The organism is Mesorhizobium sp. AR02 (genome assembly GCF_024746835.1).
In the GTDB taxonomy this organism is placed as follows: domain Bacteria; phylum Pseudomonadota; class Alphaproteobacteria; order Rhizobiales; family Rhizobiaceae; genus Mesorhizobium.
In genome coordinates this window covers 786,957-806,733 of sequence record NZ_CP080530.1, presented here as the reverse complement: position 1 = coordinate 806,733, position 19,777 = coordinate 786,957, and the positions used below count along the sequence as shown (strand labels likewise).

The following is a 19,777-nucleotide window of genomic DNA, read 5'->3' as shown; positions in this document are numbered from 1 at the left end:
CTTTGGTTCATTCGGCGTGAAGGCGGGCGATTTGGCGCCATGCTTGCATGGCAGTTGCTCGCAGTTCTCGATGGTGGGTGGATGGAATATCGTGGCGGGGAACGTTAAAGAGGTTGGCGATCGGGTCGTGGACGGAAACGAAACGCTGAAGATGTCGCGCTGACTTGAAGCGCTTCATGATCCTCTCCCGCCGTCGGACGGGTTGATGAGAGTTCTCCGCCCGATTGTTCAGGCCCTTGTGCGAGCGATGCTCGACGCCTGGCATGATCTCCCGCTTCGCCGCACCGTAGGATCGAAGCTTGTCGGTGATCATCACACGCGGCGAACGGCCTTGCCCTTTCAGAAGCTTTCGCATCAAGCGCTTTGCCGCCTTGGCATTGCGACGGCTTTGCACCAACACGTCGAGAACAAACCCGTCCTGATCAACGGCGCGCCAAAGCCAGTGTTTCTTTCCACCGATGGTGATGACAACCTCATCGAGATGCCATTTGTCGCCGAGCTTGCCGGCCGATCGCTTCCGGATATCATTGGCAAAGTGTCTGCCAAATTTCTCAGCCCAAAGTCGCACGGTCTGGTGAGAGACGATGACGCCACGAGCTGCCAGCATATCCTCGACCATCCGCAGGCCGAGCGGAAACCGGAAATAGAGCCAAACCCGACTTGAACAGTTGGAGGTGAACGGATGGCGAACGCTGTCCGTTAAGCTATTGAATTCACTCGCCTTGAGTTTTCGGCGCGAAAATTTGTGGTAACAACATTTGATCTGCTAGCCGCATGTCGTATGGATTTTATGGCATTTATTCGCTAACAACGCTGGCATGTTTGTCGTTGAGAGAGTCGCGCGCGGCCACCGCTATCTTTACCTCGTGGAAAGTGTCCGCGACGGCAAAACCGTTCGCCAGCGCACGATAAAGGCGCTGGGCCGCAAGGATGCGCTGGTTGCCAGCGGCGAACTTGACAGATTGGCGGCCTCGATTGCGCGCCATGGCGAGCGCAGCCTCATCCTGTCCGACATTGACGCGGGGCGAATTGCCTCTCGCCGCATCGGCGGTCCGCTGTTGTTCGGGCGGCTGTGGGAGCGGCTCGGGATCGGCGATGTGCTGGAAGAGGTGCTGGAAGGGCGCCAGTTCGGCTTTGCGGTGGAACGGGCGGTGTTCATTGGCACGTTGCATCGGCTGTTCGTCTCGGGCTCGGACCGCGACTGCGCGAACTGGATGGCCGATTATGGTATCGAGGGCGCCGAGGGTCTGGCGCTCCATCACTTTTACCGGGCCATGGCGTGGCTGGGCGAGGAACTCGGCGAAAAGGCGCAAGGCGCGCTGGTGGCGCGCTGCGTGAAAGACGCGATCGAGGAAAAGCTCTTCGCGCGCCGGCAGGACCTGTTCACCGACCTCAGCCTTGTGTTCATGGACACCACCTCGTTGTGCTTCTACGGCGCGGGCGGCGAGACGCTGGGCAAGCGCGGGCATTCCAAGGACTTCCGCCCCGATCTGGCGCAAATGATCCTGGCGCTGGTCGTTGATGCCGAGGGCCGGCCGATCTGCACCGAGATGGTGCCCGGCAACACCGCTGACGTGACCGTCCTGTTGCCGGTGGTCGATCGGCTGCGAACGCGCTTCGGCGTCACACGCGCCTGCGTTGTCGCCGATCGCGGCATGATCAGCGCCGATACCATCGCCGCGCTCGAAAAGCTGGGCATGGAATACATTCTGGGGGCCCGCGAACGCTCGAGCAGCGTGATCCACAACGTCGTGCTCAATGACGCGGCACCGATGGTTCCGCTCGTTCTCGAGCGCCAGCGCGGTGAAACTCAGTTGTGGGTCAAAGAGGTCAAGGTCGGTAAAGACCGCTATATTGTCAGCCGCAATGACGCCGAGGCCGAGAAGGACAAGGCCGACCGCCAGGCGATCATCGCCGGCCTCGAGGCACAGCTCAAGAAGGGCGACAAGGCACTGGTCGGCAACTCGGCCTACCGGCGTTACCTCAAGGCCAGCGGCAAGAACTTCAAGATCGATGTCGGCAAGCTTGCCGAGGAAGCCCGGTACGACGGCATCACCGTGGTGCGGACCAACGCGAAGGTGACCCCGCTCCAGGCCGTGCTGCGGTATCGCGATTTGCTCGAGGTCGAGAGCCTGTTCCGCGCCGCCAAGGCAACCTTCAATACCCGGCCGATCTTCCACCAATCCGATGCCGCCATCCGCGGGCATGTGTTCTGCTCGTTCCTGGGGCTCGTACTCGCAAGGAACTGTACCGCCTCTGCCGGGCCAAAGGCCTGACGCCCGAATGGCAGCCGCTTCTACGCGATCTCGACCGCCTCCAGGAAGCCACCATCGAAAAGGATGGTCGCATCGTCACCACCAGAACCCACGTTACGGGCCAAGTAGGCAACGTCTTCAAGGCAGCTGGCATCGCTCTGCCACACAACCTCGACGAACAACTCGCCTGAGATCATCCCCAAAATGTAGTGGTAACACGCGCCGGCGCGCGCCTAACGTGCTGATATAATAACATATTCTTACAGGCGGTGTTTAAGTGGGGCCAAACGGCATGGGCAATCACCTGCGCCGGAAATCGGTGGCGACGATAAAGAGGATCACGGGAAAATCTGGTCATGCCGCCAGATCCCACATTTTGATCGATGCCCGGTTAACGTTACGGTGCCCTTCTGACCGTTGATGCGCACCGCGACTTCATCCAGGTGCCAGACATCATCTTTCGTCGGCGACTTGCGGCGTATGCGGCGCGCATAATCAGGGCCGTGCTTTCGGCACCATCGGCGGATGGTCTCGTAGGAAACGACGATCCCGCGATCGAAGCTGGATTTGAACGGTGTTCGCTACAACCTTCACATCAACTACCGCGCCAATCCGTCAGGCGCGAGGCTCGCGCGGGGAAGTCGATGTTGCATAAGCTAATCCGCCGGGGAATCAGCAAAAGCGTCGGCCGCAACAGCAGCAAAAGTGAGCCAGAGCCACATCTCGGTGGAACGCCGGGTCAGCTCTCAGTCCACATCAACAACAATGTCTCCAACCAGCTCTCTTTCGTATTCCCGGCACGATGATTGCCCTCCAGCACAAGCTCGGGAACGGTGTTAATTATCGCACTGAATTGCCGATCAACATTTGCGATCGCCCCATTCTTGTCTCGCTTATCAAGAAGCTCCAGAAGCTCGCTCATATCACCTCTGATACATGATAGACGCTCCGGCCGTTGCAAGTCCAAAAAACGAACGTATCTCGTCCGAATGTTGAACTCACGAACGAGGTCCAGCATTCTTTCGTTGTTCGAAGACTCTGCGATCCCATCGTAAAGTACCTCAAGAAACTCCCTGATCAAGTAATAGTCGTTCCAGCTGGGATTCGTTGGAAGCACCGGCCACGGCTTAGAATGCTCATCTAGGTTTTCTCTGAGAGCATGCTGGAGGATCATGTTGATAAAAGCATATTTATCTGAGAGTTGCTTTGTATCCAGTTTCTTGGTGTAGTAGCCGTTGCGTGTAGAGCCCACGATGTACTTTTCGGTTTCGAGCTTAATCAATGCCTCGCGTATCGGGGTCGCGCTCGTTTTCAGGACATCGCTGATTTCACGCATATCGAGTCGCGTATAAGGGGGCACCTTAAAATCGACAATAAGATTCTTCAATGCTTTATAGACTCGATTGCCCTTGAACCGAGTCCATCCCGGTGTATCTTCGTGCTGCTTATACATGTCTTCTCCTCGGAGCATGGTTTCTGCTATTCAAAGAAGCTTGGTCTGCAGCCCCACTCCTGGCGTGGGCGTGTAATTTCTCCTCTATAGCGCATCGCGGCATACATGCTCGCATTGTGGACGGGAATGATACTCGAGAAGTAACCGAACATTTCCGACAATGAGCCCTTCGGATCGAGATCTACAACGAGAACGCGGAACCCTTGAAGTGCAAGGCCCTGAACCAGATAGAACGCTGTAGTGGTTCTTGCGGGGCCGGCGGCTACTGAGATGATCTGTAGTTTCTCACCCTCGCGCCTCCGCGGGCAAAACTTCAAAGCCTCTTTCGGACGGGCCGAAGCGAGATAAGCACGAAGTTCGTTGATCTGTCGAAGCGTATAGGAGCGTCGCCCTGCGGTCCCTAGCTCCGGTGTTGGCCCCAGACCATCAATTGACAGCTGGCGCAGATAGCTGTCCGACACACTGAGAATCTTAGCGACCTCTCCCAACGAGAAAGAGCGCAAGGTCATATGGTCTGGAAAAGGATAATTGATACCTGCGCCGCGCGCGCGTACGCTCTCCCAGAGTTCTTTGCCATGACGCGGAATGCGCTCCGACGTTATCTCCTTAGGATTCACAGGTTGTGGCATAACGGGCATCGCGACGGTTTTTCTCCTGAATGTCGAGTTTATTCCGCCACGGTTTAAACTCACTTCAGTCAACGGTCAACAAGATTGCCGCCGGCGGCGCTGTCACATTGTTTGAAGCGTGGACGCGCGGAAGCCCACAGCTGTTTTCAGGCAATCTGCAACGCCGCGGCCTTCCATTCTGCCATGGCATTGAGGCGGTGAGTTCGGATCTGCGTGGCGGACCTGTTTGAGCGGGAGGGGACAAAGAGATCGCGTATGGCGGAGAAGACGGAGACGAAATGCTGAAGGGAGCCAATGCTGCGGAAGCCTTGCCGAATTCGCTCCCGCTTTCGAAACGGCAGGTGAGAGTTCTCCGCCCGGCACCGTAAACTTAACGCTGTGAAAACAAGATCTGGGAGTGAGGCTTTGGTTCATTCGGCGTGAAGGCGGGCGATTTGGCGCCATGCTTGCATGGCAGTTGCTCGCAGTTCTCGATGGTGGGTGGATGGAATATCGTGGCGGGGAACGTTAAAGAGGTTGGCGATCGGGTCGTGGACGGAAACGAAACGCTGAAGATGTCGCGCTGACTTGAAGCGCTTCATGATCCTCTCCCGCCGTCGGACGGGTTGATGAGAGTTCTCCGCCCGATTGTTCAGGCCCTTGTGCGAGCGATGCTCGACGCCTGGCATGATCTCCCGCTTCGCCGCACCGTAGGATCGAAGCTTGTCGGTGATCACTACACGCGGCGAACGGCCTTGCCCTTTCAGAAGCTTTCGCATCAAGCGCTTTGCCGCCTTGGCATTGCGACGGCTTTGCACCAACACGTCGAGAACAAACCCGTCCTGATCAACGGCGCGCCAAAGCCAGTGTTTCTTTCCACCGATGGTGATGACAACCTCATCGAGATGCCATTTGTCGCCGAGCTTGCCGGCCGATCGCTTCCGGATATCATTGGCAAAGTCTGCCAAATTTCTCAGCCCAAAGTCGCACGGTCTGGTGAGAGACGATGACGCCACGAGCTGCCAGCATATCCTCGACCATCCGCAGGCTGAGCGGAAACCGGAAATAGAGCCAAACGGCATGGGCAATCACCTGCGCCGGAAATCGGTGGCGACGATAAAGAGGATCACGGGAAAATCTGGTCATGCCGCCAGATCCCACATTTTGATCGATGCCCGGTTAACGTTACGGTGCCGGAAAAGGTGCTTCGAGAAATCGATGCTGACAAAGCCGAAGTGCAGGCAACCAAGGGCCAGAGGATAATTTGACGATCGTGCCGCATATCGAAAGGTCACGCCGTAAGCGGGGATGGCTGTGCCTTGGCGACCAGCCGTCGCGCTCAACCTATATTTATGCGCCAAGATCGGACTGGGCGCGCACTGCGGGTGATGTATCCCGCGGACAATTCAGTGACACGGCCCTGGTCAGACCGCCCAGTTGGCTTCAGCAGATTGCCAGAGTTGATTTCAGCGGCCGGCCTATAGGCCACCACCGGCAACCTTGCGCGGCCGGCCTCCCTTGCGGCCGTTCTCCCGAGCCGCCGCCGCCTTGGCGCGCGAACGGGCTTGGCCGCCGGCCGTACCGAGCTGCGCGGCCATCCAGCGCTTTGAGCCAAACACACCTTGCAGCAGCGCCGGCACATACACATCAGCATCGAGCTTCGGCCAGTGCAGGCCAAGGCCGGCCGGGCTGATCTCGACCTCGGCAAGGTCGGCCGGCGAGGCATCAGCCAAACCTTCTGCTAGGCGCGGCGGGAAAGCGATCTGCACGCCGGTATTCAGGTTGACGACGATGCGGGCCGAGCGGCGATCGTAGCGCGCGGACACGGCAAAGCCGTTCTCCCGCAGCGCGGCCATCCGCTTTTCGGCTTGGTGAAACTCTTGCTCAGTAACGGCCATGAATTGTTCTCCATTCCGCACATAAGGTTGCCAGTGCGCCGGCCAGGTCATCCGCGATCCGGCTTAGCGCGGCCTGGTTGAATCCGAAGCTCTCCCGCAGCGCCGGCGGTCCATCGGGGCAATGCAGGATGAACACCGCTTCGCCGGCCGCTCCCTTGATGTGGACGTGCGCGGGTCGATGATCGTTCGGGTAGATGACCACGCGCAAGCCATCGAGGCGTAAAACGGTTGGCATGGGTGATCTATACCAAAACCCAAGCGCTTAGGAAAGTCGAAATTGTCGCAAAAATCAGTCGCGGAAGTTTGAATTTGCGACCGACTTTTGTGACAGAAATTCCCCTGAAAAATCAGGGCCGGTGATTTTGTCGCGACAGCTTTTGGCTTTTGGCCCAAAAAGCTAACCCGCCGACGCAGACCACAATAGCCACACCACATGCCATGTAGAGGCTTGCCTCTGAGGCTCCCGGCGCGATTGTCGGCAGGAGATATATCGCAAGCCCGAATCCGCTTGTGAGCAGGGTCGTAAATGCCTGCACACGGCCAATCATGCTCTAATCCACAGCGGTCAAAAGGTGGGGCGTTGGCCGCCGCTCGCGATACGCGCCGCTATCCCTGGTCCTGCCTTTTGCCGCGATCGCCAAGGCGATAGCCGCGATATGAACGCAGCAGTAAATCGTCTGCCATGCATGTCACAGCGCTCGCTTCGGTCAAGAAGCCCATGGCAGTGTTGGCACCAATGTGGGTGAGCTGCGCAGTGGCGACGGCCGTTGACACCGGCGGGCCTCGCCGACGATAAGGAAATTTAGTCATCCCCAAACTGCTCCTGCAAGGTGGCGAGCGCCGATAAAGCTTCTTCGAGCTTCGGCGATATGGACGCGGTGCGAGCAGATGCCGCCATTACATCGAAGTCGTCTCGTTGGGTACGCTCGGTAGCGGCCAGCAGGTCACGAATATTGCAGGTCTCGTCTTGCGGGGCGTTGGGCTCATCGCCGAGCGCCAAAACCTTTCGGGATTGCTTAACAGGGATCTTTTTCGCGACGATCGGTGGCGCCGGACGGAAAGCAGGCTCGGCCGGAGACTTAACGCTGCCGCGAGCGTATTCCTTCTCCGGTGCAGGTTCAGGCCGTGGTGCCGTCTTTCTGCCGTTGCGTTGGAGCTGCGGAGGCTGAGCCTCGTCTTCGGCCGCCTCCAGGCTCGGCGCCGGGCTAAGGAAATGGTGCTGGAGCGCGGCATCGTGGTCTCCTACGAGACGATCCGTCGTTGGGGCAGGTAGTTCGGCCCAGACTATGCCCGCCGGCTTCGCCGTAAGAGATCCTCTCGCCATGACGTCTGGCACCTGGACGAAGTCGTAATCTCCATCGCCGGCAAGAAGCACTGGCTATAGCGCGCTGTCGATCAGAACGGCTATGTCCTCGACGAGATTGTCCAGAACCGCCGCGCAACACCAAGGCGGCCAAGCGATTGTTGACGCGCTTGTTGAAGAAGAAGCAGGGCCGCGCGCCGAAGCGCATGATCACCATGGGCCGCAAGGCGGCAGGTGATGCCGGAAGTCGAGCACTGGTCGCACAAAGGATTGAACAACCCCGCTGAGAATTCCCATGTGCCGTTGCGAAAACGGGAGCGAACGATGCAGGGCTTCCGATCACCGGAAACCCTTCAGCGCTTCGTCTCGATCTTCTCCGCCTGCGCTACCTCTTCGTTCCACCTCGCTCAAGACATTCCGCGTTTCAGATCCATCTTCACCGTCTGAACGCAATGGCGGAGTGGAAGGCCGTGACTGCGCTCTGCTAACAGCAGCGCACACCGCTTCAGCGCGTTCATACGCAGACAACGTGACAGCGTCAGCCGGTGTCCGGCTACTCCCCCCGATTATCCCCGATTTAAATCAAATCCGTCTGTGGATATTGACGATTGCGCGACCCTCACCTCGTAGACGGCTAATGCGGGCGGCTACTGAGAGGGACATATGACAAGCGATTTTTCCGCCGCCCGAGTTCATTTAGATCGAGCGTATCACTACCTTCGTGGCGATGACCCGATGAGCCGAAGGGGGCGCGAAGCCTTGGACCTGTTAATTGAGGCGGTTGCCGTCGAAGAGTTCAAGCAGCCACGCCAAAACGCGGAGGTGCTAATGTTTCCGATTGGGCGCCGCTTCTGAGGCGATCTCCATGGCCGCCACTCTGAACCATGGTGAGCAAATCCTCCCAGAACGCAAAGAAGCCCGCCCCCGGCATGAGCCGAGACGGGCAATAGAAATGGGAGTCCCAAAGCGCGCGTCCACGAAAGCGCCGGCAGGTGCAATTCTGCAGAATGTCCATCTTGGCGCAACGTCATGTTCGCCGAACTGAGAAATTGACCGATGCCGTGAAAAAACTCGATTGCGATCCCTGTCTCCTTGTGATCCCTGTCTCCTTGTCTGGAGGCGCAACGGCTTGTCTGGAGGCGCAACGGCTTGTCTGGAGGCGCAACGGCGGTCGTTGGTGCTGGCACCGTTGGCGTGGTCAGCCGCACCAGGCGTCGCAGGCGTGATGGCGGCCATAAGGAACTCGTCACAAGCTCCGCTCAGGCCGCGTAATCTCCTGCGTTCGAAGCGGAGCGCGGTCTTCAGGTGTACGAAGAGCATCTCGACTTTTTTTTGCGTTCGTTGCGCGACCGTACGAACTCGGGCGTATCCGCTTTGACGGGCGTCTCGCGTGCCTCTTCGTCGACGCAGCGCAGCACATCGCGCACCGGCGTCTTTGGATAGCAGCGGCGCTTGAGTTCACAACTCTGGCAGTCTCGTTTGCTGGCCGGTATTTCCGGGTTTCCACCGCTGACATTGCCTGTGCGCGGGACCGCGAAGTTGCGACGATACTGCCTTGCCGGCGGGATGAACTTGTTCTGGACCGCATCGAAGATGAAGTCCGCGCGGCTGTAAGGTTTCACGCTGGCTCTTGTCCCACACCGGAATGTGCGGCGCGATGTTCTGATCGACGAGCCATCCGAGGAACTTGCCGGTGCCGTATCCGCGCGGCGCTCTTCCCCGAAAAAGCACACTGGGCGAACTGCCGTTCTGGCCCTTCCCCGCCGGCCACACCAGGCAGGCGCCGCGGGCCGAGATTGTTTGAGCCGGTGGGGACGAGCGATTGGCAACAAATGCAGAATGAGCGTTCTCCTCACGTAAAGGGGGCCGCGCTTCCGCGCCGATTCCAAGGTCTTTTTGCTCTTCGCCCGTCCCCTCTTCCGTCTTGACTAGTGCCAGCCGACGGCCTATTTCACTGTCCGCTAGCACTCGTCACTGGTGAGTGCTAACAACCGCGCTCCGGCAACGGAGAACCGTTCAACATCCGAACCAGGGACATCCAAAAAATGGCAAAGTCGAATTTCCGGCCGCTGCATGACCGCGTGGTCGTTCGCCGGGTCGAATCCGAAGCGAAGACCGCCGGCGGGATCATCATCCCGGATACGGCGAAGGAAAAGCCGCAGGAAGGCGAGATCATCGCCGTTGGCTCCGGCGCCCGCGACGAAGCCGGCAAGCTCGTCCCGCTGGACGTCAAGGCGGGCGACCGCATCCTGTTCGGCAAGTGGTCGGGCACCGAAGTCAAGCTCGATGGCGAAGACCTTCTGATCATGAAGGAATCCGACATCATGGGCATAATCAGCTGACACGCCGCCGCCTTTCATCCGCACCATCCAATCTGAATTCGGGCGAAATGAAACCCAGGAGTAAAAAATGGCCAAAGACGTAAAATTCTCCCGTGATGCCCGCGAGCGCATGCTTCACGGCATCAACATCCTGGCCGACGCGGTGAAGGTCACGCTCGGTCCCAAGGGCCGTAACGTCGTTATCGACAAGTCGTTCGGCGCCCCGCGCATCACCAAGGACGGCGTCACCGTCGCCAAGGAAATTGAACTTTCCGACAAGTTCGAGAACATGGGCGCGCAGATGATCCGCGAAGTCGCGTCCAAGACCAACGACATCGCCGGCGACGGCACCACGACCGCGACCGTTCTGGCGCAGTCGATCGTCCACGAAGGCCACAAGGCGGTTGCCGCTGGCATGAACCCGATGGACCTGAAGCGCGGCATCGATCTGGCCGTGACCGAAGTCGTCGCTCACCTCGTCAAGAACGCCAAGAAGATCAAGACCTCGGAAGAAGTCGCCCAGGTCGGCACGATCGCCGGCAATGGCGATGCTTCGGTCGGCAAGATGATCGCGGAAGCGATGCAGAAGGTCGGCAACGAAGGCGTCATCACGGTTGAAGAAGCCAAGACCGCCGAGACCGAACTCGAAGTCGTCGAAGGCATGCAGTTCGACCGCGGGTACCAGTCGCCCTACTTCGTCACCAACGCCGACAAGATGGTTGCCGAGCTCGAGGACGTCTACATCCTCCTGCACGAGAAGAAGCTCTCCAACCTCCAGGCCATGCTGCCGGTTCTCGAAGCCGTCGTGCAGACCTCGAAACCGCTGCTCATCATCTCGGAAGACGTCGAAGGCGAAGCGCTGGCGACTTTGGTCGTCAACAAGCTGCGTGGCGGCCTGAAGATCGCCGCCGTCAAGGCGCCGGGCTTCGGTGATCGCCGCAAGGCCATGCTGGAAGACATCGCCATCCTCACCGGTGGCCAGGTCATTTCGGAAGACCTCGGCATCAAGCTCGAGAACGTCGGCCTCAACATGCTCGGCCGCGCCAAGAAGGTGTCGATCTCCAAGGAGAACACCACCATCGTCGACGGCGCCGGCAAGAAGGCCGAGATCCAGGGCCGCGTTGCCCAGATCAAGCAGCAGATCGAGGAGACCACCTCGGACTACGACAAGGAGAAGCTGCAGGAACGTCTGGCGAAGCTCGCCGGCGGCGTTGCGGTGATCCGCGTCGGCGGTGCGACCGAGATCGAAGTCAAGGAAAAGAAGGACCGCGTCGATGACGCCCTCAACGCGACCCGCGCGGCCGTGGAAGAAGGCATCGTTGCTGGCGGCGGCGTCGCCCTGCTGCGCGCTTCGCTGGCCATCACCGTCACCGGCGCCAATGCCGATCAGACGGCCGGCATCGCCATCGTCCGTCGCGCCCTGCAGGCTCCGGCCCGCCAGATCGCTGCCAACGCCGGTGCCGAAGCTTCGATCGTCGCCGGCAAGATCCTCGACAACAAGGATGCAACCTTCGGCTACAACGCCCAGACCGGCGAATATGGCGACATGATCACCATGGGCATCGTCGACCCAATGAAGGTTGTGCGCACCGCTCTCCAGGACGCGGCCTCGGTCGCCGGCCTGCTCGTCACCACCGAAGCCATGATTGCCGAAGCTCCGAAGAAGGAGTCGGCTGGCGGCGGCATGCCGGGTGGTATGCCCGGCGGTGGCATGGGCGGCATGGGCGGTATGGATTTCTAATCCAGCCATTGCCTCGCATTCACGGAAAGGGCGGCAGCAGTGCCGCCCTTTTTCTTTCGGCGAACCTTTTTGCCCACAGGGGGCCGGCGTCCTCTAGAATGCGGAGGGGCAGGCCCGATCACGGGCATCATACGGCGGCACTTTCATGGCGGACACCAATGACTGAATTCATTCTGTTCGCCATAGGCGGCTTTCTTGCCCAAGCGGTGGACGGCGCGCTCGGCATGGCCTACGGCGCGGTCTCGTCGACGGTGCTGCTTTCGTTCGGCGTTCCGCCACCACGCTATCACGCCTGATCTGCGAGCATGGCGATCAGCCACAACTACAAGCCCATGCTCGACGAGACGGGATCACTTCTCCCCGATATCTCGTACTCAATGCGCTCGGGGCGGCGGACGGCATGTCGGTCGGCATCATCGCGTGCATGCTGGCGCTGGAATCGAGCGCGGTGATACCTCTGGTCGGATGGAACAGGCTGGCCTGGTCATCCGCCAGCTCGGCTCCGCGACGAACGCCAGGTGCAGTCCGCCTTTCCGTCGCCGGCCGGGCGCTGCTTGGCCCAGTGCAACTCGGCTTGGCGACACGCTGATCGAGCTCTCGCGAATGAGCCTTGCTGAGATCAAAGCCTCACCCGGCAGATCCTGGTGTTGCGCGACGCGTGCCGGTCGCAACTCCTTTGCGTGCTCTTTTACTGCCAAATCGATCGCCTGGTTCAGAGGCACCGCCTTGGAGAACAGGAAGCCCTGAGCAGTTCTGCAGCCAAGCTTGAGCAGAGTTTGCCGATCTGCCTCTGTTTCGACGCCCTCGGCCATGACGTCGATCCCGAGCGTCCTGCCAAGATCGATGACCGTTTTGACAAGCAGCCGGTCCTCTCGGGACTTGGCCAAGCCGCGAATGAAGCCTTGGTCTATTTTCACCTTGCGTATCCGGCTGTCCTTGAGCGATGCCAAGGTGGAAAAGCCGGTGCCGAAGTCATCGAGCGCGATGGAAATGCCGGCATGTGAAAGCCGTCCGAGCTTTTCATCCACTCTGTCCGGGTCCACCGGGGATTCTTCAGTAATCTCGATTTCGAACATCGTTGCAGGGAGACGCTGGACGCCGAGGCGCGGGCGGAGGCGTTGCGCCGGCTCGCCCTCGTGATCGCGCGCATGCTGACAGTGAGGGAGGCCGGTCATGACTGAACACAGCAAAATCGCCGCCGGTCACCAGGCCCGGCTGGCTGTCGTCTACCTGCGCCAGTCGAGCGTGCCGCTCGGTCGATTCACGGTTGTTCTCCACCTGTGAGGCTCGCGCGCCCGACCGGAGAGCGCGTATTAGCTGGGTTGGCCGGACGAGCGTGTCTTGGTCATCGACGAGGACCTTGGCCTGTCCGGCTCCGGCAGCGTCATGCGCGCCGGCTTTGCGCGGCTGACCAGCGAGGTGGCGCTGGCCCGGGTCGGCATCGTGCTTGGCCTGGAGGTTTCGCGGCTGGCGCGCAACAATGCCGACTGGCACCGGCTGATCGAGTTGGCCGGGCTGACCGATACGCTGATTGGCGATGCCGACGGGATCTACCACCCGGCTCTGTTCAACGATAGGCTTTTGCTCGGGTTGAAAGGCGCCATGAGCGAGGCCGAATTGCACGTCCTGCGCGCCCGCCTCAATGGCGGCATCCGCAACAAGGCAGCGCGCGGTGAATTGCGCCGCGGCCTACCGATCGGCTTCGTCTGGGGCGAGGCGGACGGCGAGATCCTGATCCATCCCGACGAGGCCGTCGCCCATGCCATCCGCACCGTCTTTGCCCGCTTTGCCGAGCTCGGCTCGGCGCGCCGCGTGTGGCTGTGGTTCCGCGAGCAAGCGATGAAGTTCCCGCTGTGGCTTAATGCACGCACCGAGCTGCGCTGGGGCGAGGCCAGCTACCACGCGATTCACAGCGTGCTTGCCAATCCAGTCTATGCCGGCGCCTATGTCTATGGCAAGTATCGCCGAGAGACGGTGCTCGACGAAACCGGCGCGCGGTGCAAGCGGATACGCAAGCTGCCGATGGAAGACTGGCAAGTGCTGATCAAGGACCACCACCAGGGCTATATCGATTGGCCCACCTTCGAGGCCAATCGAGAGCGCATGGCGGCCAACACCCAACCCCGGACGCACGCCAAGGCGCAGGAACAGGCCGGTGGCGCCGCCAGAGAGGGTGGCGCCCTGCTGCAGGGCATTGCCCGCTGCGGCCACTGCGGGCGACGGCTGCACACCCATTATCGCGGCCGCACCGTGACGCCGGGCTACCATTGTCCCGGCAAGGTGGTCGTCGAGGGCAGAGGCGTCCATTGCCTCAATGTTGGCGGCGGGCAGATCGATGAAGCCGTGGTGGCGGCCTTCCTGGAGGCGCTGGAGCCGGTGCGCCTGACCGCCACGCTCGAAGCGGCCGAGCGGCTGGAGAACGATCGCGACGCAGCACTCAAGCAATGGCGGCTCGACGTGGAGCGCGCCGCCTTCGCCGTCAACCGCGCCGAGCGCCGCTATTGCGCCGTCGATCCCGACAATCGCCTGGTCGCCCGCAGGCTCGAGCAGGAGTGGGAGGAGGCGTTGCGCGCACTGGAGGCGGCAAAGGCGGAACTGGCGCGGCGCGAGGAGCAGCGTCCGCGCGTCCTGTCGGCCACGGAGCGGGAAAAGCTGCTTGCCCTCGGGGCCGATCTGGCGAGCGTTTGGTACGCGCCCACCACCACGCCGCGTGACCGCAAGGAATTGCTGCGCACGCTCCTCGATGAGGTCACCCTCCATGTCGATCGCGACGAGGCAGCGGCGCTTCTCGTCCTGCGCTGGAAGGGCGACGCTACGAGTCGCCTCACCGTCGCCTTGCCGCGCTCGCGGCCGGCGACGGTTCGTACCGACGAGGACACGCTGGCGCTGCTGCGGCGGCTGGCACCGCATTATCCCGACGCGGTCATTGCCGGCGTCCTCAACCGCCAGGGCCGCCGAACGGCGTACGGCCACCGGTTTGACGCCAACCGCGTCGGCTATCTGCGTAAGCACTGGAAGATTCCCGCCTGCAAGGCCAAGCCACCAGCCGCCGACGGCGACATCGTCACCGTCCGTCAGGCCGCTGCCGCGCTCGGCGTGGCGCCATCGACGCTTCACCGCCATGTCAACGACGGCCTCATCCCGGGCGAACAGGTGACACCCGGTGCGCCATGGCGCATTCGCCTGACCGCCGAACTCAAGGCCCGCTTCCTGGCCACGCCTGGCGAAGGCTTTGAGCCCATCCGCGACGCCATGGAGAACCTCGGCCTGTCGCGCCAGGTCGTGTTGCAGCGAGTAAAACGCGGCGAACTCGAAGCCGTCCATGTCGTGCGTGGACAGAGAAAAGGCCTATGGATCAAGACGATAGACCAAAATCCCAGCCTCTTCGAACAGATACCGTGAACCAGGGGGTATTATGACAATGGATCCAAAGTGTCGTCAATGTCGAGCACGATCCGCTTCGGCACCTGCCGGAACGAGGCGCAATAGAGATCGACCATCGCCCGCCCCATCGCAACCAGCTCCCGCACGCCGGGCAGGTTCTCCAGCCGGCACAGCGTCGATTGCGACGCCAGATCCCGACCCGACGGCAGCGCATCCTGGGCCATCTTGAAGACCGGATCGCGGCGCAGCCGGTTGGCGTCGTTGCCGTCCTCGTAGCCGGCGGCGATCATCTTCATGCGAAAGCCGATCATGTCCGCCAGGCTGTGGACGACCTGGTCCGGGCAGCGCGGATCGTCGATGCAACGCGCCAGACGCTCGGCCACCCGCAACCGCTTTTCCACCTCGGCCAAAGCCAGTCTCCGGGAAATGGTTCGGATCGGCTTAAGAAACCAAATCCTAAGTCATTTCAACGGCTTGCGCCACATCCGCCAACCCGCCGCGAATTTTTCAGGCTAGCTTGCTCCCAGGCTTCTTCGCAGCGCAAGCCTATGCAAGCCCACTGAAGGACGGGTTAACTAATAAGCGTGGTAACTTGTGCGGCGCTCGTATGCCTCCTCTTAGCATTGCCGGCTGATCATTGAGGTCTTGCCCGCGCCGCGCGTGATCCGCATCATTCCGAGCATTCGCAACGACACATGGACGCAGCATTGCTAACGGCAGGAGTCGAGACTGTCTGTGATTTCATCGCCTAAGCATGGCCGAAATGCCATGGCGGACAAAGGGAAGATATTGGGCAAAGCGAAGCCCCGCATGTCTTGCAAGCCGTGCCGCCGGGTGCTCGCCTGAGTAGAGTCCGACGAGGATGTTCGTAGCATGATAGAGCGGTGCCGCCGACCGGCGCAGGCAGCTTTCGTATCTGTGGAGCATGTCGGGATCGGCAATGTCGCGCCGGTCGCGACATACTGTCAGGATTCTATGGGCGAGTTGCTTCTGGCCACTGAGGGCGATGTTAAAGCCATGCGCGGTCACCGGGTGCATGCCAATGGCGGCGTCGCCGATGAGTGCGGCGCTCGGTGCCCAGAACTTGTGCGCCCACGTCGTGACCAGCGGATAGCTATGGCGGGTGCTTGCCAAGGTCATTTCTCCGAGGCGCCCTCGACACCGGTTCGTCAATTCCGTCAGGAACAAATCGTCGTCTAGAGCAAGCAGTCTATCGGCCTCGTTTAACGGCAAAGTGAGTAGCAGCGACGACACGCCTTCCATGAGCGGCAACATCGCTATCGTCTGATGGTGATCGAACCATTCGACTGCGATCTGCTGATGGACGCGCTCGTGCCTTACCCGGCAAATCAGCATGGCCTTGCCGAGCCGATTGATATCGGCGCCGATGCCGAGCAGGTCGCGCGTGGCGGAAAAACGCGAGTCCGCTGCAACGAGAAGCCGAGCGGTCAATTGCCTGCCATCGGAGAGCATTATGACTGCTCCTTTGTGGCTGTTTCTTGCACCGACGACCGAGTGGCCGCATATCAGCCGGGCATGATCCTGCAACCGGATGATCTTGAACAGGGCATCGCGGATGCGACAATTTGGGACCAGAAACCCGAGTGGTTCCCCAGATCCCCTGGGAGGATCGAAACACAGCGCGAAAGGGCTCGATCCGTTGAGCACGCGCGCGCCTTGCAGTGGTGATTTGTGCGAAGCGGGGATGGCATCCCAGGCGCCGAGCTCGCGAAGGATTCTAATCGAGGCGTAGGTCAGCGCGATCTCGCGACCGTCGAAAGCTGGACTCGCCAGCCGTTCCAAGGACTGCTGTTCAACAACTGCCACCTTCAGATCGCTCTGCCCCAGCGACGCGGCGAAGGAAAGACCGACCGGCCCGCCTCCGACGATAACGATGTCGAAACTCTCGTCGGAGCCGGCCATCAGGGTGCCGCCATCGCGTCGGCTATCTGCGTGAGATGCCGGTGGAGTTGAGCCGCAAACTGTGGACGGATTGCGCGGGGTTCCAGTGCCCGCCGCGTCGCCTCAAGCCACTGTGCATGAACGTCCGCATAAATCGGCAACGAAGGATGCAGTCTTATCAAACACGGACGCAGCTGATCGCACCAGTCTTTGGGGCCGCCCAGCCAGCGCCATGCCCCCCTGTTGGCAGGGCCGGTCTCAATCCGGTCGTGGCACTCGAAAACCAGGGCACGGATCGCTGGGCCGCGCCCGAGATGAGGGAAAATGCTATCCGAGACGTTTCTTGGCTGCATCTTGTCGGCATTCTTGAGTTGATAAGAGGGCTATCCATGCGGCGACAGCGCCGAATTCAGCTTTCCAGCAGCCACACTTGCATCGAGCCTTTCGCCCGATTGTTCCAAAGAAAGTATGGCAGGGCGATTAGCCTGCAGTCGGAAACGACGGGCGGCGCATTCCTGTACAGGCTGTCTCCCCAGCCTTGGTCTACGACGCGCTTCGCGGGGGCGGTGAGCGTGACCACGCCATCGAAGAGGTCGGCCCGTTCCTCCGTTTCGATCCAGGCGTCTCGCGGCAATTTGAGCTGCTGCACTCGCCCCCCGGGGTTGTCTACGTGTTCGACGCAATAGACCAACGGTCCGCGCTTGAGCGCCACCCGGCCTATGTCCTGACTGACCTTGGGATGAGCATAGATGCGCTCGGGAGGCATCGGCAGCTCGAGGGTGATCGTGTCTCCGGCATTCCATAGCCGCGAGATCGAAAGATAGCCGTTGCTGGTGCATGCCTCCACGTCAATGGGATGTCCCTCGACCGAGGCTTCGGCTTCGTGCGCCCATCCAGGAATGCGAAGCTTCACGGCGAACTCGGCCGGAGCGTCAGGGCTGACCTCGATCCTGATCGAGCCGAACCATGGATAGGCGCTGGTTTCCCGCAGGAACACATTTCCCGTAGCAAGCCGGATGTTCGTCGAAATGCCGCCATAGAGATGGAAGGCGATTGCGTCTTCGCTGGCCGACACGAAATAGCCTCCGACCGAAGCGATGAGACGCGACGAATTCATCGCGCAGCATGGGCATGTGTGCCAGGCCCATCGGCTGTGTCGCCCATCGCTGTCCAGCGGATTGGAGTAAAAATAGTGCTCGCCATCGCGCGACAGGCCGGTCAGCGCGCCGTTGAACAACGCCTGTTCCATTACGTCGGCATAGCGGCCGTCGAGATCGAGATGCAGCATCCGATGCGCCCAGAAGATCAGCGCTACCGAGGCGCAGGTCTCCGCATAGGCCGTATCGTTCGGCAGGTCGTGGTCTTCAGTAAAGCCTTCATTCGCGGCAGCGGAACCCAAGCCGGAGGTGATGTAGATCTTCGAGGTCATGACGTCGGCCCAGAGCTCCTCGCATGCTTTCTTGAGGCCGTCGTCGTTCAGTTCCGCCGCGAGGTCGGCCATTGCGGAAAACATGTACATCGCCCGAACGGCATGGCCGACCACCTTGGTCTGCTCGCGCACTGGCCTGTGCGATTGGTTGTACTCATACCTCTTCGCCCAGAACTCACTAGGGTTCTCCCCGCGCGCGACCGCTTCCTGATCGAAGTAGTGTGGCTGGCGGCCGCGCTCGTTGATGAAATAGGCCGCGAGTTCGAGATGCTTTCTCGCTCCCGTCAAGCGATAGAGCTTAACGAGGGCAAGCTCGATCTCCTGATGGCCGCAATAGCCGTGCTTCTGGCCGGGGTTCGGGCCGAACGTCTTGCGCACATGGTCGACATAGCGCTCAAGGATGTCAAGGAGCCGGCACCGGCCCGTCGCGAGGAAGTAGGCGATGCCGCCCTCGAGCAGATGTCCCAGATTGTAGAGTTCGTGATAGTCGCGCAGGTTGGTCCAGCGCTTGTCCGGCTCGCGCAGCAGGTGCCAGCAGTTCAGATAACCGTCGCCAGCCTGTGCATTTTCGAGATCGTCGACGATCTTTTCGATCCTGGCCTCGATGTCGGCGTCGGGCCTGTGTGACAGCGCATAGGATGCCGCCTCGATCCACTTGCCGGCGTCGGAATCCCATAACACCTGCACGAAATTGTGCTGGTTGGGCGCGGAGCTCAGCGGCGGCGGGTTCGGCAGTGTCAGGGACTGCAGGATACCGTGCTTGCCAAGCTGGACGTGCTGGGTGGGGATGGTCCGCGTCAGCACAGTCTCAAGCCGCTCGCGCCAGAATTGCCCCTCCAGCGCGACATCGACGAACTGAACCGGCTCGAACTCGTTCATTGGAACGCATCCGTTCCTGCAATGAAGTGCATTGGCGTGCTCACGGCTTCGACGATGCCCGCACGGCCAGTGAACACGGCCGACGCCTGACGCAAGCGCTCGGCGATCATCTCCAGCACGCTGTCACCAGCGTCGCGTCCGACCGCGTTCAGGTTCTCATCGAGGCTGGCCAACCGCGGCCGCGTCGCAAGCACCATCACGTCCCAGTTGTTAAATCCGACGATGGCCACGTCGACAGGTGCTGCCAGGCCAATCTCGCGCAGCGTGTCGCACGCGCCGCCGGCGATCTGATCGTTGCCGCAGAAGATCGCGTTCGGCGTTTGCGGTCCCGAGAACAATCTGGCCGCCGTGTCGCGCCCCAACGCCTCGGCTGACTTTTGGCTTTGGCCGTTCTTCGTGTCGGTCTTGATCCAGACCGGTCGCCGAGGTGTTGGGCGGCGCGATCCATTGAAGCAGTCGACCACTATCATGAAAAGACCCAAAAACCGCCAAAACGCTGATGGTGACGACTAAACTGTCCGTTAGACATGCGTTCTCCCTTGAAAGGCTAGCCGACGAAACCACGCCGATGAGGAGATAACCTTGATCTGGATCAGCCAGACAC

The 19,777-nt window shown here is 60.7% G+C and carries 13 protein-coding genes and 9 pseudogenes; 7 read left to right on the top strand and 15 right to left on the bottom strand.

Features of this window, described 5'->3' with window-relative positions; translation table 11 throughout:
- Window positions 1-7: 7 nt before the first annotated feature.
- Window positions 8-688 (bottom strand): annotated as a pseudogene (locus tag DBIPINDM_RS03760) (IS6 family transposase); the annotation flags it as partial.
- Window positions 689-818: 130 nt separating this feature from the next.
- Between DBIPINDM_RS03760 and DBIPINDM_RS03755 the strand changes: the two are divergent.
- Window positions 819-2,446 (top strand): annotated as a pseudogene (locus DBIPINDM_RS03755) (IS1634 family transposase).
- A 92-nt stretch (window positions 2,447-2,538) separates the two neighbouring features.
- On the opposite strand, the pseudogene DBIPINDM_RS03750 reads toward DBIPINDM_RS03755, so the two are convergent.
- The 7 genes and pseudogenes from DBIPINDM_RS03750 to DBIPINDM_RS03715 all read right to left on the bottom strand — a co-directional run.
- Window positions 2,539-2,613, bottom strand: a pseudogene (locus tag DBIPINDM_RS03750) (IS6 family transposase); the annotation flags it as partial.
- Between the two features lie 49 nt (window positions 2,614-2,662).
- Window positions 2,663-2,812, bottom strand: a pseudogene (locus DBIPINDM_RS03745) (IS6 family transposase); the annotation flags it as partial.
- Window positions 2,813-2,994: 182 nt separating this feature from the next.
- On the bottom strand, window positions 2,995-3,708 hold the full coding sequence (locus tag DBIPINDM_RS03740) for a GntR family transcriptional regulator (protein ID WP_258580804.1): 714 nt from the start codon (window positions 3,706-3,708) through the stop codon (window positions 2,995-2,997).
- Between the two features lie 77 nt (window positions 3,709-3,785).
- Window positions 3,786-4,337, bottom strand: a pseudogene (locus DBIPINDM_RS03735) (AAA family ATPase); the annotation flags it as partial.
- A 410-nt stretch (window positions 4,338-4,747) separates the two neighbouring features.
- Window positions 4,748-5,462 (bottom strand): annotated as a pseudogene (locus DBIPINDM_RS03725) (IS6 family transposase).
- 332 nt (window positions 5,463-5,794) lie between these two features.
- Window positions 5,795-6,214, bottom strand: coding sequence for a DUF2442 domain-containing protein (locus DBIPINDM_RS03720; RefSeq protein WP_258580803.1), 420 nt, complete (start codon window positions 6,212-6,214; stop codon window positions 5,795-5,797).
- On the bottom strand, window positions 6,201-6,449 hold the full coding sequence (locus DBIPINDM_RS03715; RefSeq protein WP_258580802.1) for a DUF4160 domain-containing protein: 249 nt from the start codon (window positions 6,447-6,449) through the stop codon (window positions 6,201-6,203). Before DBIPINDM_RS03715 ends, DBIPINDM_RS03720 begins: the two co-directional genes overlap by 14 nt.
- A 915-nt stretch (window positions 6,450-7,364) precedes the next feature.
- Between DBIPINDM_RS03715 and DBIPINDM_RS03710 the strand changes: the two are divergent.
- Window positions 7,365-8,005: pseudogene (locus tag DBIPINDM_RS03710) on the top strand (IS6 family transposase).
- Between the two features lie 175 nt (window positions 8,006-8,180).
- Entirely contained in the window at window positions 8,181-8,372 is a 192-nt protein-coding gene (locus tag DBIPINDM_RS03705; protein ID WP_258580801.1) for a hypothetical protein, read from the top strand.
- Window positions 8,373-8,818: 446 nt separating this feature from the next.
- On the opposite strand, the gene DBIPINDM_RS03700 is transcribed toward DBIPINDM_RS03705, so the two are convergent.
- Window positions 8,819-9,139: a hypothetical protein gene (locus DBIPINDM_RS03700; RefSeq protein ID WP_258580800.1), complete on the bottom strand. Its 321-nt coding sequence runs from the start codon at window positions 9,137-9,139 to the stop codon at window positions 8,819-8,821.
- A gap of 423 nt (window positions 9,140-9,562) precedes the next feature.
- Here DBIPINDM_RS03700 and groES point away from each other — a divergent pair, with 423 nt between their 5' ends.
- The 3 genes and pseudogenes from groES to DBIPINDM_RS03685 form a co-directional block, all read left to right on the top strand.
- Window positions 9,563-9,859 carry a co-chaperone GroES gene (groES, locus tag DBIPINDM_RS03695; RefSeq protein ID WP_258580799.1) on the top strand — a complete coding sequence of 99 codons (297 nt, stop codon included), beginning with the start codon at window positions 9,563-9,565 and terminating at the stop codon, window positions 9,857-9,859.
- Between the two features lie 67 nt (window positions 9,860-9,926).
- Window positions 9,927-11,579 (top strand): chaperonin GroEL, encoded by a 1,653-nt coding sequence (gene groL / locus DBIPINDM_RS03690; RefSeq protein WP_258580798.1) that lies wholly within the window; start codon window positions 9,927-9,929, stop codon window positions 11,577-11,579.
- Between the two features lie 158 nt (window positions 11,580-11,737).
- Window positions 11,738-11,872, top strand: a pseudogene (locus tag DBIPINDM_RS03685) (sulfite exporter TauE/SafE family protein); the annotation flags it as partial.
- A 120-nt stretch (window positions 11,873-11,992) separates the two neighbouring features.
- Here the strand turns inward: DBIPINDM_RS03685 and DBIPINDM_RS03680 are convergent.
- Complete coding sequence (locus tag DBIPINDM_RS03680; protein ID WP_258580797.1) at window positions 11,993-12,655, bottom strand: EAL domain-containing protein; 663 nt, start codon at window positions 12,653-12,655, stop codon at window positions 11,993-11,995.
- A 265-nt stretch (window positions 12,656-12,920) separates the two neighbouring features.
- On the opposite strand from DBIPINDM_RS03680, the gene DBIPINDM_RS03675 reads away from it, so the two are divergent.
- Window positions 12,921-14,981, top strand: a complete 2,061-nt coding sequence (locus DBIPINDM_RS03675; protein WP_258580796.1) for a recombinase family protein — start codon at window positions 12,921-12,923, stop codon at window positions 14,979-14,981.
- Window positions 14,982-15,004: 23 nt separating this feature from the next.
- Here DBIPINDM_RS03675 and DBIPINDM_RS03670 read toward each other — a convergent pair.
- The 5 genes and pseudogenes from DBIPINDM_RS03670 to DBIPINDM_RS03655 all read right to left on the bottom strand — a co-directional run.
- Window positions 15,005-15,379, bottom strand: a pseudogene (locus DBIPINDM_RS03670) (transposase); the annotation flags it as partial.
- Between the two features lie 325 nt (window positions 15,380-15,704).
- A complete protein-coding gene (gene ubiM / locus DBIPINDM_RS03665) occupies window positions 15,705-16,886 on the bottom strand; it encodes a 5-demethoxyubiquinol-8 5-hydroxylase UbiM (RefSeq protein ID WP_258580795.1) in 1,182 nt (393 codons plus the stop codon).
- Window positions 16,886-17,218, bottom strand: coding sequence for a hypothetical protein (locus DBIPINDM_RS43570; protein WP_413776952.1), 333 nt, complete (start codon window positions 17,216-17,218; stop codon window positions 16,886-16,888). The genes ubiM and DBIPINDM_RS43570 overlap by 1 nt, the downstream gene beginning before the upstream one ends.
- A 56-nt stretch (window positions 17,219-17,274) precedes the next feature.
- Window positions 17,275-19,173: a glycoside hydrolase family 127 protein gene (locus DBIPINDM_RS03660; protein WP_258580794.1), complete on the bottom strand. Its 1,899-nt coding sequence runs from the start codon at window positions 19,171-19,173 to the stop codon at window positions 17,275-17,277.
- On the bottom strand, window positions 19,170-19,643 hold the full coding sequence (locus DBIPINDM_RS03655; protein WP_258580793.1) for a substrate-binding domain-containing protein: 474 nt from the start codon (window positions 19,641-19,643) through the stop codon (window positions 19,170-19,172). Before DBIPINDM_RS03655 ends, DBIPINDM_RS03660 begins: the two co-directional genes overlap by 4 nt.
- Between the last annotated feature and the right edge of the window lie 134 nt (window positions 19,644-19,777).

What these genes read in the sequence shown, in the direction of transcription:
- DBIPINDM_RS43570 (WP_413776952.1), bottom strand. Translation starts at nt 17,218, where the DNA reads ATGCAGCCAAGAAACGTCTCGGATAGCATTTTCCCTCATCTCGGGCGC.
- groL (WP_258580798.1), top strand. Translation starts at nt 9,927, where the DNA reads ATGGCCAAAGACGTAAAATTCTCCCGTGATGCCCGCGAGCGCATGCTT.
- DBIPINDM_RS03660 (WP_258580794.1), bottom strand. Translation starts at nt 19,173, where the DNA reads ATGAACGAGTTCGAGCCGGTTCAGTTCGTCGATGTCGCGCTGGAGGGG.
- groES (WP_258580799.1), top strand. Translation starts at nt 9,563, where the DNA reads ATGGCAAAGTCGAATTTCCGGCCGCTGCATGACCGCGTGGTCGTTCGC.
- ubiM (WP_258580795.1), bottom strand. Translation starts at nt 16,886, where the DNA reads ATGGCCGGCTCCGACGAGAGTTTCGACATCGTTATCGTCGGAGGCGGG.
- DBIPINDM_RS03740 (WP_258580804.1), bottom strand. Translation starts at nt 3,708, where the DNA reads ATGTATAAGCAGCACGAAGATACACCGGGATGGACTCGGTTCAAGGGC.
- DBIPINDM_RS03720 (WP_258580803.1), bottom strand. Translation starts at nt 6,214, where the DNA reads ATGGCCGTTACTGAGCAAGAGTTTCACCAAGCCGAAAAGCGGATGGCC.
- DBIPINDM_RS03655 (WP_258580793.1), bottom strand. Translation starts at nt 19,643, where the DNA reads ATGATAGTGGTCGACTGCTTCAATGGATCGCGCCGCCCAACACCTCGG.
- DBIPINDM_RS03715 (WP_258580802.1), bottom strand. Translation starts at nt 6,449, where the DNA reads ATGCCAACCGTTTTACGCCTCGATGGCTTGCGCGTGGTCATCTACCCG.
- DBIPINDM_RS03705 (WP_258580801.1), top strand. Translation starts at nt 8,181, where the DNA reads ATGACAAGCGATTTTTCCGCCGCCCGAGTTCATTTAGATCGAGCGTAT.
- DBIPINDM_RS03680 (WP_258580797.1), bottom strand. Translation starts at nt 12,655, where the DNA reads ATGTTCGAAATCGAGATTACTGAAGAATCCCCGGTGGACCCGGACAGA.